Here is a 13,142-nt window from a genome sequence, read left to right on the forward strand (position 1 = left end):
ACGCAGCGCTGGACCGTCTGATGATGGGCGCCAAGTCTTTGACCTACCGCAAAGAACGACGGGTTCTCACGGTAGGCAAGCAGCATCGCGGCCCGCGACACCCGGCGTGCCGGTTCGGTCCTCGACCGCGAAAGAGCCGTCAACGTTTCAATCTCCTCATCGGTCATCGCCAACTCGACCGCTTGCCGCCGTCCTGCCATGGTGAAACTCCTCGTTCAGTCAATCGCAAACGAGGAATCCACGAACGAACGTACCGTTCCATCACTGCCAAGTTCACGGAATCGGTCGTCTAGGTCGCTATCTCAGCCGACATCGTCGGATGACCAGGACATGTTGATTGCTCGCGATCTTTCGATGATCGAGCGGGCCGATGATTGGGAGGTCTACAACGAGCAACTTGTTTGCGCAGGTTCGCCAAATCGCGTGCATGGCAAGAAGCTCTCGAAGACTGGAAATCGATCAGACATGTCGTCAGCCCCTCAATAGATAACCTCCACCGTAACCTGCATTTCTGCATCCAAAGCCAAACCTATACGGTGCTGGCTTTCCTCTTCCGCTCTACTGGTTCTACGCGCAGTCGGTGTGGGTTCTCGGAAAGCTTTGATGGATCGCTTCGACCTGTCGACTTCTTGAGCGAAATCTCTTTCGGCGGTGAACCCGTGCTCCGGTGGACGATGCTCATTTGGTCCCTTTGGCTTGCAGGCGGAAAGTCGGTAGAGAGCGGCGGGCGTATCGCCAAGAATTCGCCCTCCCGCATCCTCGTCCGGGACGAGTTCCTCAAGCCACTCGAAATGTCTGCGCATAGGATGGCGCGTAGGCGTGGGAGGCCGCGACGTGCGGCCACTCCGAGCCCCAGAGCAGCTGCTTCGGCCGAGCTCCTCCAGCATCGTTGCCGCAACTGCCTGGGCCCAGCCATCTGCGACCCGTCGGATCCCCGACAGCTTCACCCACACCTCGGCGCCCTTGGCGAGCGCCAGAAGCCGTGCGAGGCGTGGATCCCAGGCGGGATCGCGGGCACTATCCGCAAGTCCGAAGCCGCGGAAAACCAGTCGATGGCCGTCCGCGAGAAGCAACTCTGCGAGGTGCTCACGTCCTTCGAGGCACCCGACACCTGCAAGTGAAAGCCCAGCCGGAGAGCGGCCTGAAGGGATTCGGCCAGTGGATCTGGATCGGCTAGGGTTAGCGCCAAACCCACGGCGCCTGATCGGGCCCACTCCTCCAGCACCTCAGGCGCCAGCGGTTGCACGAGAGGCGGAATGAGCCTCACCGGCATCCGGTCCTGGCTCGCCTGGTCGAAGAGTTCGGTCGGATCGTCGTTCAGGAAGGCAGGCTGGACCAGGACCAGCCCAGTGATCTCCGACTCGCGCGCGGCGCCTTCCAGCGTTTCCATGGAGCCCTCAACGATGGGCGCAGCCTGCCGGCTCTTAAGACGGAAAGCATGCACCTCGCAGTCGATCTTCATGAAGCGCCCTCGCCGCAGAGCTCCGCCCGAACAACGTTCGTAAGGCCGCAGCTCACACACATATTCATATCCTCGATGCCAGCGCGAGGGTGGAGACGTTCCAGCTTTTGCTCAAGTACGCTGCCGGTGATGTCCGGCTGCGCGTCCGCGCGATAGAGATCGGCCGCCATGACCTCACCGATAGGCCGAATCCGCACACGGAGTGTTCGCGCGCCACTGCAAATACGGGCTCGCTGCAGATGCTCTTCTTAGTCATTTGGCCAGTAATGTGATTCTCGTTGTGGAAAACACGTATGGGATGGAAATAAGTCAAGACAGTCCGGTTCTCTTGCAGTGAGGCCATTCGGAAGGCCCGGCTCTTTGAGGCCGTACGATCATTTCGTGCGATGCAAATACGTTGCGAGAGAAATCCAGAATCGTTCGACGTCCTGCGCATATTTGTCATCCTTCCGCCAATGCCACCACCGGTATTTGTCTCGATTGCCGCGCTGTGGCCTGCCGCCATCATATGCTTTCGGTCGGCTCTAACCGTAAAGCTTACACGACATTAATACCCTGCAGCATGACTTCTTTGGTAACACCGAAGTCCCTTAGCAATGTCGCCTGAGACACTTTTTCTCGTCCGGATAGCAGTTCGCTTTGCTGCAAGCTCGCAGCGCAGGACTAAAAAATGCAGAAATCCAGCATTTTTTGCGCCATTGCGCAGGATTCAGAGGATGCGACCCGACCAATGATTGCGCGCCATCGACAAGGCAAATTCGCCTGCCTCTCGCTTTCCGGCAGCCGGATGGCCGCAGGAACTGGAGCGGCCGGCGATTGAGCTTGGAAGTCGAAGATAGCGGTCAGCTATAAAAGCAGCGAACTTACCAGCAACGCCATCCTGACCTGGGCTGGGGACCATCAAAGCCGTCAACTGGAAGCAGCATGGGCCTCGTTCACTCTAGCCACGCGCGCAAGGGGCAGTCTTGCAAAAATTGAACACGTGAACCAGAAACCAAAGGCCATGACCGAGCATACGTCACAGCTTGCCTGCGGCGCGACGCGACCCGAGCCCTCGACCGGCGCCTGGAGTGCGAAGCGCGTCGTGTCGAGCTGGCAGCTAATTTGCCGCCCGCTCCTTGATCATAGATCGATCATCGATTTCGAAAGAACGACGACACGGCAATCGGGAAGGTTTTGCAAGTTCAACGCTTCGAACGATCATGGCGGCAACTTCAGGCGTGCCAAGATGGCGAACCCTGCCGGCTTCGTTGGTGACAGCGGTGCAGACGTCGACGCGGAGCACGATCGTGGGAGAATCGTCCAATCCGCATCCACGGAGCGGCCTTTGGCGCTCGGAGCGCGATCCAATCAGGATCCGACCACGACCGCTCCACCTCAAAGCTGAACAAAGGAATCAGATAGTCTCGTATGATGATCGTGACATGAGCTTCGCTGGCTTCATCCTCGGTCAACTGCTTGGCCTCATTGGCATCCGCATATTGAGTTGTGGTCGGGATCAAACGTCTCCTTCCGAAGGAAAACCTCACATCAACGAAAAGGAACAAGGCCCCAGGCCTCAACAGCCGCACGGCTGCGATGGCAGCCGCCAAATCGACATAGATCGAATGGCTCCCATCGAGATAGAGGATATCGAAAGTTTCTCGATTTCTGGCCAGCCTGATCAGGTTGAACAGGTATGTTCCTGACGCATTTCCCAGAAAGGTGATATTTCGATCGGCGATGCCGGCCGCCGCCAGATCGACCCGGCGTTCGGCGCAGACATGTTCGAAGTCCAGGCCGACATAGTGGATGCCGAGCTCGTCGATGGCCCTGAACCGCTCCTGCCTGAATATCGGTCCTACGCCAATCTCGAGAAAGCGGCACCCCGGATTCTGTCGAAGGATCTCGACCAGCCGAGCCAGAACCGAGTGCCTGTAGGCAAGGTACTTGCGGGGCAGAGGATGGTTACCGTCAAAAAGGACGTCGTGACGCTCACTATTCATCCATTGTCTCGAAGTTGGTCAGAAAAGATACGGCTGGCATACCGTACGCACGGCCAAGAGCCCCACCTTCCCGGCCACGGGCCAATGTCGGGCCGTATCCGGCGGACACCGCAAGCCCAGAATGGCCAAAGTGCGCTGAAGTGGAAGCAACGACATTCATGCCGGCACTTTGCCGACGGCGGGTGATGGGATCGCTTCATCTCTGTTCGCTCCATCCGTCGTGAGCGCTGCCAAATAGTGAGCAAAGAGCGACATCGTCCGGGTGTGCGACTCAAGGGAACTCTTCTCGCTCCGTCCCGCCAGCCAATCGTCAAACAACCTTTTGCGGCCGGCGCCCAGATCAGCGTTTCGGACAAGCGTGTCGCGCGCGGGGTAATGCCGTTCGCGTAAGACTGCGCCGCCGAGGAAACCGGCATTCCGCCAAAGCGTGATGTGCGCCTCCCTGGTCAGTTGCGGATAACCCTCCAGGCTCAGGTGTGGGCGCTTGAAGATCCTGGCCTCGATCGCTGCGAAGGGACCGATATTCAAGCGAATGGTCTCAGACCCGTACCGTCCGTTCTTGTTGTAAACATCGCTTGGCAGTTGCCGCCAATTGCGCAACGACACGCTTGTCTGCAGAAGGTCGAGCCGAAACAGGCAGACGGTATCGCGGCTTCCGGGACGGCGTGCGGCTCCGGACGAGACAATATCCGTCTCACCCCAGAACGGTGGCGCGGGAAGCAATCGAGCAACTGGCGCGTCGCCGCGAAGCCTGCGAACCGGATCCGGACCAACCTGCCCGACCTGGTCGGCGGCGGTCGCCCGGTGCACATCCAGCTCGACTGCCAACTTCCCGAAGTGCTCCTCATTGTGAGCCAGGAGACCGGAGAGAATATCGATGTAGTGATAACCGGAATGGCAAAGCATTCCGTAGCCGTAACGGTAAGGATGGTCCTCCCGGGAGAGGATCTCCTCCTCCGTGTTCCATACTCCCGCATGATGCTCGATACCAATGTAGGTGATCGGCGTGCCAAGATTCGGGGAGGCGCGGCGCGCATAGCGTCCAATCAGCTCATAGACTGCGTTGTAGCGGCGTGGCGTCATGACCACGCAACGGCCGCCAGTCCGATCGCAGATCTCCTTGAGCTCGGCTACCGCATCAACCAGACGGTCCGCTGCGGGGCGTCCATTCGATCCCATGGGAAGAACGACGGGCTTGTCGACCAGGCAATCAAGGCCAAGTCCAAGAGCCGCGCGAAGGTAGCCCAAATGAGCCTTGGGTTCGGTCGCGACGATCACTTTCGTGCCCGGACGTGCCAGAGCGGTCAGCACGTCCTCCCCATGGCCGGAATACCAGATTGCCCGTCGCCGGAGATCGGGCACCCATGAGACGCTCGCCGGCTTGCAGGTGCGGGTCCGGAAAAAGGCATCCACGTCGTCTCGCGCGCTGTCGAGCTCGACGACATGGAACGACGATGCTCGATCGCTGGAGACGGCATCCTCGATTAGAGGAAGATATTTCGCCCGGGCATAAGCACCCAGACCGACGAGAATGATATCTCCTCGCATGCCTTCTGATACTCTCTCATCTTTGCCTCAATCGGAACGTCGGACACGATGAGGGCAGACACTAGGTCGACCTGACGGACGCTGACAAGGTGGGATACTGGCTCCTCGCGCACTCAGAACCAGCCGATATGCAGACACCTTCCGTTCAACGATCGCTTCGTCATGCGCAGGCAAGCGCCCGGTTCTCGATATTCTTGAGGAGGGCGACCTGGCTCGGGCATTGGCCGCAGCCGCTGTTCGCCCGAAATTTCTTCAGAGCCGGCGAGGTACGCCAAACGTTCTCCAGGTCGAATTCCGGCGATCGGATGTTGCCAAGGAGGAACTCCTGGCTATCGGGATCCCCGACGACGAAGGAACAGGGATACAAATCGCCGTTTGTAGAGAGGTAGACCGCGGTGGCACCACAATCGCATTCGGTATATCTGACGTTTGGCCGCGGCTGCGACGTATCGACGAAAATCGGCGGCGGCAGCTCTAGGCGCGCTGAGCTGGGCTGCGCAGCAATCTCCATCAGGGCTTCCTGCAGCTCTCGAATTTCGTCAGCCGAGCCCAAGAGCGCATCCTCATTACCGAGCGCCACGCCCGAGGCGAACATCGGCTTGACCCTGAAGGAGTAGACGCCGATTGACGACAGCAGCCGGTAGGCGTCGAGCGCCTCACCGATGTTGTGCCGGTTGGCAGTCATCCTGGCCTGCACCAAGGCCCCGCAATTGGCCGCCTCAGCCATCTGCCGGAGCGCAGAATCGTAAACACCCGCCTTGCCCCGGAAGCGGTCCACCGTGTTCCGCTTCGCACCGTCAAAGCTGAACTGGAACGTCAGCTTCTCGCGATCGTCAAAGAACGAGACCACGTCATAAACTGGCACCTGGCCGAGGCCCCCTGTGTTCAACTGGACTTGAAGGCCTCGCTTGTTTGCATGGGCCATCACGGCTGCGGACCGCGGAAACACGCGTTTGAGAAGCGGCTCGCCACCCGTCAATGAGACTTTCTTCAGGGAATATTTGTCGACGAGAAGGTCGACGAACTCCGTCATCTCCTCGATAGATAATTGTGATGGCTCCAAAAGCCGCTTGTATTGATCCCGATACTCTTCGGGAACATAGCAGTGCTCGCAATGAAGATTGCAGTAGAAAGATACACAAATTCTCGCGTGGTTGAAGACAATGGGAAGCGAACCGTCGACTGGCATGGCGTCCTCCTGGCTCTTCCCCCAGTGAGGACGGAGCAGGATCTGTGCCACCACGTGGCGGCGGAACGTCGACCATTTTTGAGGGCGCAATGTCACGCTCCAAACAGCTTGGCGGCTCCTAGACATCAAGTGCGTTCGGTTTCAGACAGAAGCACGCACATGCCCCGCGGTCGCCAGCCGATCTACAAGCTCCCGACAAGCCGCCCGGCTCACATCGCGCTTATCAGCCGCGGCATTGCGGACGATGAGCATTCCATCGCCAATATCGCAGAAGTCGCGCATCGTCCCACCGACCACATGCATCATGCTGGTGAGCGGAGCGCGGCCGGCAACCGCCGATTTACGGGGACAATGCTCATCTGCGTGTTATAGGGCAGCCGCTTCTGATCGTCCTCGTACTCCTGATTTAGCCAGAATGATTGTCGTGATCTCGGGATTCGCGAAGCCGTTAACCTTGTGGGCACGTTCACGGGGACTTTGTCGGGCGAGCGTGTTTGCTTCGTCAAGCAAGGCGCTTATCAGATTCCGCTAGTGGCACGCCGATTGCTAAGACGAGAAGGACGGAGCGACCGCCGACACGGCGGGTCATTCCGGGAGTTGCCGACGAAGCTCGCCCGATTGATCCTACCGAATGCGCCGATGTGGCTTCTAACTGGGAGCGCTGAAGCAGCGAACATCAATGTCGCAGTTGCCGCGAACTTCACCGAGAAGGAGATTATTGCAGCTTTTACAGAACTGGACCATGGGGCCGTGCGACACGTCGGCACAAGCGGCGCCACGTTTAGTGGAAGATGGGACACTATGCTGGTCTTCGGCGGCGCGGATATTCGCGCTCTGTAAGTCAAGCATCCTGCAGGCTGCAGGTGCCGGGTGGGGAGCATACCATTTGAGGTCATGGAAGGAGTATGATCATGAAGTTCGTCGAACCTGCTTCGTGCAGCTCCGCGGCGTCGACTGTCTTTGTTGGCAGGAATCGTCGCGGCGATTGGGTTGCTCGCGAACAGAACGGTATTTTTGGCGGCCTATTCGCGAACCGTGCTCAAGCGTTCAAATACGCGTTGTTCGAGAATGGCCATCACTCAGAAACCGTCGTCGAGGTGTCGTACGAAATCGAACTCGATCTTTCCACCGATCCGGCGATCGCCGAGACGATTCGCGTGGCTGATACGCCGATGCAATTGAGGAGGGTCGAGTGCCTGAGCTCCACGAAGAGCCGATCGCCAGGATCATGATTGCGGTCATTCGATCATCCAGAACGGTCAGCCGGCGACTCCGCGACATCGGCCGCAAAATCGAGGGCCAGCCAGCCCTGGAGGAGACGTTCGCCCTCCCCCTTGGCCGCCCTTGGCGGGGCCATGCAGATCCGCTCGCAGCAGCAGCGCCGGCGCGGCTGGAAGCTTTACTCTTCCAACCCCTGGAGGTGGAATGCATCGGCAAGGATAAGGCAGTCGCGCCTTGTGAGTTCGGAGTGAAGGCCTCCATCGTCATCACCAACCGCCGTGCTGCCGGCGGCCTAACGTGCTGCACGGCAGGGCGCTGCCCGACACCCCTTCGACGGTCACACCCTACGAGCCCTTATTCGAAGACATGAGACAGTCACCGGCTGCGATCGAGCGGCCTATGTCGACAGGATACCGCGGCCACGACGTGCACAATCCCCGTCGCGCTTGAGCTGGCAACATGCGTAGGCCGCATCCTGACGATGCTGTTGGGCAAGTGAGTGGTTTATAAGACCTACTATGCGCCGGCCGACCTTTGTGACTTTCTAATATGCGGCCTTTTAAGCCTTTGGAGAGCTCTCGCGACCTCTGATACGTCAAACAGTCCTTTGGCGCGTCGCCTCCCACCTACACATGCTGCGCTTTAGCGGCGAACGGTGGTTGGTTTCGGTTGTTGAGAATACAGCAAAGCGCATGCGCGAGAAGCAGCCCGGCCAATCATTGAAGGTCGCCGTCAATTTTGAGCTCATCACCGGACAGCTTGGTCAAGGCGAAAGGTGGTACAAATTGCTTGCCACCGCATGCGCCAAGGCTCATGGGCACAACGCTAAAAACACACGCAAGCGCATCGCCCATGGAGTTTCCGCTGTGAAGGACCATCGCCAGTGTCCGGATCCATCAATGGGTGTTGTTTGCTGAGCCCGGCTCTCGTTCTATCACGATACGCGCTTCACGCGGCGATACTGGCACAAATGCCGAGTATCTGTGGCGCGCATCGGATTGATTATCTCTCTTGGACGACGCCTTCCGCGAGTTGAACGAGTCCACTCGGTTCAGTCGGCTTGCGGAACACCTGAAGAAGGATACGACGCCAACATCTTGCGAAGCGCCGGCGCGGCCGCAATTTGCGCTGGACTACCTTCGCAGCTTGAATACGGAGGTCCTCGTGTTCTCTCGAAGGCGTGCAATGCTCTGCTGCGAGTGATAGCGCACTGAGAGCGGCTCGAAACGTCATCCGCAGTCGCGGCCCAGTTAGGATGCCAATGCCCGTCATCACTCTCGTTCCATTGGCGAAAAGCCAACCCCTCCTTTCCGTGCAATTGGACTGGCCCAATGCCGGCGCGAGCGAACGCTTCATTGGCGCCCATTTTCTGTCCACCAAAGCGACCGCGCGCGCTCGCGATAGGATCGAATCCCGCTCGCGGCGACTGACCCATATCGCAACGCTATTGCAGTAATGCCGACATTAGTGTACTCAGCAAGAATTCTCACGATCTCGGGACGTACCGCGGAACAACCGCTAGCCAGCGCCGACATCGTTAGTCATTAGCCTGCCCGCACGTATTCCTCTGCAAGGCATTTCGCCTGTTCCCTCTGATAGAGAACATAAGAATATTGCTCTGGTGGAGCGCCAACTGATCGTCCAGGGATCACTAGATTACTGTCGACCCCGAAACTCGTATTGATGCCATAAAATTATCGTACGGGAACTCGGTCGATTTTCGAGTTGGGCCCGCCCCTTCTGGAACAGCTCCAGCACAGTGGGTGCCATGACAATTTTGCGACCATGTGCGGCAACGTCGTGAAGGTCTTCAAGCTTGACGTTTATCGACCTCTAGACGGCGTTTGCTGAAGCGGCACCCGCCGACTCGATGACCATAAAATCGTCATTCCTCCGGGCAGGGTCAGCATGCGTGTTCATCTGCAGCAACTCACGTTGGCATCAACAGGCTCACGGCCCAACATGCCTTTCAAGCACCAAAATGTCGTAATGGTTTCCGCTGTCGGAAAAGACCTCTGGAAGGCATCCCGTGACCGAAAACCCGCATTTCCTTTCTGCGAAGGAAACGACGTCTGCCTTATGTTTAAACACCATCGCGAAAATGCAGTGTAGATTAAGGATAATTGCTCGGTTTAGAAGAGTGTGCGCAAGGGCGGCCCCAACTCCCCTACGACGAAATGACTCTTGAACAAAGAGCGACATCTCGACCGTGTGCTCAACATCGTCCCTGACGCGATACCGAGTGAGCGCTGTCCAGCCGACCACGGCGTCCTTGTCTACGTAGGCGTAGGACTCAAATGAGGGACGCGATTCGAAAAGGAATTCCTTCATTTCATTGACGCTCCACGGGCGCGTTCCTTGAGTTGATTCTCTGGCCTGGCATGCAGCGTTGTAGATCTCTGTCACGGTTGGCAGGTCAGCCGTTTGCAACGGACGCACTTGGCACGACATAATACGTTCCTCCGATCTCGTTTCGGATCGCAACAGCTATCTGACAGTCCCTGTTTCCGGAGCTCGCAGCAACCTACCAGAGCTGATAGCTTTGCGGACAGACCTGACTGTGGTTTGTTCGGCGTAATGGAGACGAGGCAGCGGATATCCGCACTTTGCGCAAGTAAATGGCGTCTCAGCAGATGACAAACGGGCGTGAAGTTACCGAGTCACGATTTGCAGACCTCGTTGGATACTGAGGCGTTTAGCGTGTCACAAGGCACCGCGTACGCGCGCTTAAACAAGAACGGACGGGTCAGACCAATGTTTCGACGTGCAACTTATGCCGATACCGGGGCGATCGCAAAGATCTACAATCAGGCGATGAAGCCTGGCATTTTTGCTATAAGTCACATCGCTCCCGATACTTACAAGGAACGTGCCCTCTGGCTTAGCGAACATAAAGATCCGTATCCTGCGTTCGTCTATGAAACTGATAATGGTATAGTGATTGGTTGGTGCTCATTGAGCAGATTTTGCGTGCGCCCTGAATATATAGAAGTCGCCGAAACGTCACGCTACATTGACGAGAATCATCGAGGGAAGGGACTTGGAAGACTTATGCTGGCACACTTGATTGAAACAGCCACCAATTTGGGGTTACGACTACTGGTGTCGCGCGCGTATGAAAGAAATATCCGAACAATAAAAAGCGCTGATCCTTTCGGATTTCAACGCGTGGCGGTACTACACGAAACGGCACGTATTCATGGCGAATGGCACAACGACGCATTTTTCTGGAAGAAATTGCGATGAGCTCGCGCTGTGTGGACGTGCCCAAGCGATGTGAGCTTACGACCGGCGGCGTCAAGAACACTTCTCGTGTGCACTCACAGCTGAATGGGGAGTTGCTAGCAGTCTTTCAGGCTGCACACCGCAATAGCGGGAGCCAATCCGCTGACCAGGAGGTACCGGTCGAAACGATGCCGTACCGGCCATTTTGATCAAGGCACGGCCGCCATCAAGATTGTAGAATGGCCGGTTGCGCCAAACGCAGCTGGCAGGGCCGCAAACACGCCGACAAACACTGCCCAAACCATGTCTGCGTAGTTTCAGTTCGGCAGATCTGTCGACACGGCACACTCGCCAATGCTAAGCACTTGCCGAGCCAGAGACTCAAATTGGATCGCCGCGCCGCCGCAAATACCACGGCGTTGAGTAACTGTAAAGTTGCGGGTATCCGAAAAGAACACCGGCTGCCCTAGCTAGCGTTACTTTGGTAGATTTACTCACGCTGCGACTCGTCGCAAATCCATTTTTGGCAATGCGAGCATCATTGCGGCGCTGGTCAAGTGATGAGTTCCAGGATAGGGCAAGGTCGGTTGCGGTGGTTGCCCGTTGATTCTTTTTTCCCGCCTTGGCAGTTTTGAGCCGGCGATGCTGAAGGAAAGCGTAAGCGATCATGGTCAAAGAGCGCATGGCGGTGAAGGCCTTGCCAGGATCGCCCTCGAAGTGGTCGAGGCCCAGGTTGTTGGTGAGCCTGCTCGCAAATCCATTGCGCCTTGATGATGGCCGCAAGGGTGCGCAGGTCCGTCTTCGCTGGCCGGTTGGCGAAATAGTATTTCTTCTCTCCCGACATCCTATGTTCGCCGACAAGCCAAGCCTCGTCGCCTGGCAAATGTTGCAGACTCTTGTCCCTGACCCGCTGCGGTGCTCCGGCACGCGGACGGCAGCAAGAGCCTTGAGCTTCCTCTCCGTGCCGGTGTGCCAACTGATGTCGTTGGCAAGCATGTCTTCGGTCGGCATCGATAGAATGTCCGTGACGTGCCGCTGACGAGGACGACCGCGCTTGGCCACCGGCCCGATCATCTGAACATCTACAGGGTAATCTTGAGGTGCCGCGGAATCACGACCGCCGCGGCAAGCCTGCGGGCCGTGAGTTCCTGACGGAACGGCGCGCTCAGACGGTCTAGCATACCCAAGGTCCTCCGAAAAAGCAGTCTTGAATCTGATTTGCTACCGCAAGGGAACCCCACGACTTTCACAACGCAGCGCACTCGAGACGCGCTCCCCAATTTTTATCCCGTGATCACGACACGCAGAAGCTGTGTATCGGTTGCCTTGCGCACCTCCGCTAGCGCGAGAGCGACAGCAGCCGCTGCCGAAGTATGACCGGGAATGTCTCGTCAAGGTCTATAGAGTTCGCAAAATGGCAGTTGGCATATAACGCGCCCCGCAAGGCTCCAGAGCTGTTTGCGACCCGTGACAGACGCGATGTTGCCATCTCCCGAGAAATTAGCCGAGCCATGGGCAATCGGCGTCATGCGCGTGCGGGTGGCCGAGATCATACGGCCGATCATATGGAGCACTAGAAGGCTGTTAAAAAGGGTGCTCGCCGCCGACCGACAGGGTGATTCATTGGCTCCGACGAAATTCGGAGATGGCGCGTGCGCTGCGGGGACAATCAAACGGATGAGCTGTTCAGGTACCTTGACTTGGAGGCGCGGGTGCGCCGCGACCATCCGCTGCGAGCGATCCGGACTATTGTGCACGAGGCGCTGCCGGCGCTGGAGCGCGGGCGATGCTGTTGCAGGCCTTTTTTTCGATCCGGTCGGAGCGGTATTGATGGAGCGGATTACGACGCCCTGCTGTTCCGCTGGAAACGGCGTCGACGATGCGGCCCGGAACCATTCGGTGTTTCTCAAGAACCCCGAGCGGCTGCTGGAAGGCGACATAGCGGCGAAGATCCTGGCGTCGGGTGCTCGCGCAGCCTAGGAGGAACAAGCTTCTGTCGAGCGATCACTTCTCGGTCGATGGCACGCCGATCGAGGCATGATCCCCCGATGAAGAGCGTCAAGCCGAAGGACGGCTCTGGCGAGCCGCCGACCCAAGCGGCGCGCGAAATGCCAAAGCGGACTTCCACGGTTAGAAACGGTCGAACGACCCCCATGCTTCGACCATCGATCCCGATGCCAGGGTCTACCGCAAGGGTAAAGGCAAGGAGACGAAGCTGTGCTTCATCGGGCGTGGGCTGATGGAGAACCGCCACGACTTGCTGGTCGACGCCTGCCTGACGCTGGCTGACGGGCATGCCGAACGGGTGGCCTCGCTGCAGGGCGTTCGGCTGGATGAAGACGGTCACCCGGCGAGACAAGACCAGCTTCAGTGGCCGTGATCGCGTTGGGTGGGGTTTACCTTCGCTGCCGCCGCCTACAATCTCAGGCACCTTGACCATCAGCCGGGCTTCGAATCAGCCTGAGAGCCGCACCATGCTTCGCCAGCGCCTTTGCCGGCCGCTGGCGCATCG

The 13,142-nt window shown here is 58.1% G+C and carries 11 protein-coding genes and 4 pseudogenes; 6 read left to right on the forward strand and 9 right to left on the reverse strand.

Annotated features, from left to right (window positions below; translation table 11 throughout):
- The 3 genes and pseudogenes from H1B27_RS39835 to H1B27_RS30755 form a co-directional block, all read right to left on the reverse strand.
- Positions 1–200 (reverse strand): annotated as a pseudogene (locus H1B27_RS39835) (IS630 family transposase); the annotation flags it as partial.
- Positions 201–943: 743 nt separating this feature from the next.
- Entirely contained in the window at positions 944–1,462 is a 519-nt protein-coding gene (locus tag H1B27_RS30750; RefSeq protein ID WP_197968617.1) for a hypothetical protein, read from the reverse strand.
- The gene (locus H1B27_RS30755) at positions 1,459–1,632 is read right to left on the reverse strand and encodes a hypothetical protein (RefSeq protein ID WP_197968618.1); all 174 of its coding nucleotides are present in this window, start codon (positions 1,630–1,632) and stop codon (positions 1,459–1,461) included. The genes H1B27_RS30750 and H1B27_RS30755 overlap by 4 nt, the downstream gene beginning before the upstream one ends.
- Before the next feature lie 500 nt (positions 1,633–2,132).
- On the opposite strand from H1B27_RS30755, the gene H1B27_RS30760 reads away from it, so the two are divergent.
- Positions 2,133–2,282 (forward strand): hypothetical protein, encoded by a 150-nt coding sequence (locus H1B27_RS30760; RefSeq protein WP_197968619.1) that lies wholly within the window; start codon positions 2,133–2,135, stop codon positions 2,280–2,282.
- 394 nt (positions 2,283–2,676) lie between these two features.
- On the opposite strand, the gene H1B27_RS30765 is transcribed toward H1B27_RS30760, so the two are convergent.
- The 3 genes from H1B27_RS30765 to H1B27_RS30775 form a co-directional block, all read right to left on the reverse strand.
- Positions 2,677–3,447: a class I SAM-dependent methyltransferase gene (locus H1B27_RS30765; RefSeq protein WP_197968620.1), complete on the reverse strand. Its 771-nt coding sequence runs from the start codon at positions 3,445–3,447 to the stop codon at positions 2,677–2,679.
- 156 nt (positions 3,448–3,603) lie between these two features.
- Positions 3,604–4,995 carry a Gfo/Idh/MocA family oxidoreductase gene (locus tag H1B27_RS30770; RefSeq protein WP_197968621.1) on the reverse strand — a complete coding sequence of 464 codons (1,392 nt, stop codon included), beginning with the start codon at positions 4,993–4,995 and terminating at the stop codon, positions 3,604–3,606.
- A 160-nt stretch (positions 4,996–5,155) separates the two neighbouring features.
- Entirely contained in the window at positions 5,156–6,184 is a 1,029-nt protein-coding gene (locus tag H1B27_RS30775) for a radical SAM protein (RefSeq protein ID WP_197968622.1), read from the reverse strand.
- Between the two features lie 911 nt (positions 6,185–7,095).
- On the opposite strand from H1B27_RS30775, the gene H1B27_RS30780 reads away from it, so the two are divergent.
- The 3 genes and pseudogenes from H1B27_RS30780 (at position 7,096) to H1B27_RS30790 (ending at position 8,322) form a co-directional block, all read left to right on the forward strand.
- Positions 7,096–7,416: a hypothetical protein gene (locus H1B27_RS30780; protein WP_246515815.1), complete on the forward strand. Its 321-nt coding sequence runs from the start codon at positions 7,096–7,098 to the stop codon at positions 7,414–7,416.
- A 32-nt stretch (positions 7,417–7,448) separates the two neighbouring features.
- Positions 7,449–7,849 (forward strand): annotated as a pseudogene (locus H1B27_RS30785) (IS5/IS1182 family transposase); the annotation flags it as partial.
- 188 nt (positions 7,850–8,037) lie between these two features.
- Positions 8,038–8,322: a hypothetical protein gene (locus H1B27_RS30790; protein ID WP_197968623.1), complete on the forward strand. Its 285-nt coding sequence runs from the start codon at positions 8,038–8,040 to the stop codon at positions 8,320–8,322.
- A gap of 435 nt (positions 8,323–8,757) precedes the next feature.
- Here the strand turns inward: H1B27_RS30790 and H1B27_RS41265 are convergent, their stop codons facing one another.
- Both H1B27_RS41265 and H1B27_RS30795 read right to left on the reverse strand, forming a co-directional pair.
- Positions 8,758–8,940, reverse strand: coding sequence for an aromatic amino acid lyase (locus H1B27_RS41265; RefSeq protein WP_376709009.1), 183 nt, complete (start codon positions 8,938–8,940; stop codon positions 8,758–8,760).
- 415 nt (positions 8,941–9,355) lie between these two features.
- Complete coding sequence (locus H1B27_RS30795) at positions 9,356–9,856, reverse strand: GNAT family N-acetyltransferase (RefSeq protein ID WP_197968624.1); 501 nt, start codon at positions 9,854–9,856, stop codon at positions 9,356–9,358.
- Between the two features lie 303 nt (positions 9,857–10,159).
- On the opposite strand from H1B27_RS30795, the gene H1B27_RS30800 reads away from it, so the two are divergent.
- Positions 10,160–10,651, forward strand: a complete 492-nt coding sequence (locus tag H1B27_RS30800) for a GNAT family N-acetyltransferase (protein WP_197968625.1) — start codon at positions 10,160–10,162, stop codon at positions 10,649–10,651.
- Positions 10,652–11,124: 473 nt separating this feature from the next.
- Here the strand turns inward: H1B27_RS30800 and H1B27_RS30805 are convergent.
- A pseudogene (locus tag H1B27_RS30805) lies at positions 11,125–11,799 on the reverse strand (transposase family protein); the annotation flags it as partial.
- Between the two features lie 483 nt (positions 11,800–12,282).
- Here H1B27_RS30805 and H1B27_RS30810 point away from each other — a divergent pair.
- Positions 12,283–12,947: pseudogene (locus H1B27_RS30810) on the forward strand (transposase); the annotation flags it as partial.
- Positions 12,948–13,142 lie beyond the last annotated feature (195 nt).

This window comes from Bradyrhizobium diversitatis (assembly GCF_016031635.1).
Classification (GTDB): domain Bacteria; phylum Pseudomonadota; class Alphaproteobacteria; order Rhizobiales; family Xanthobacteraceae; genus Bradyrhizobium; species Bradyrhizobium diversitatis.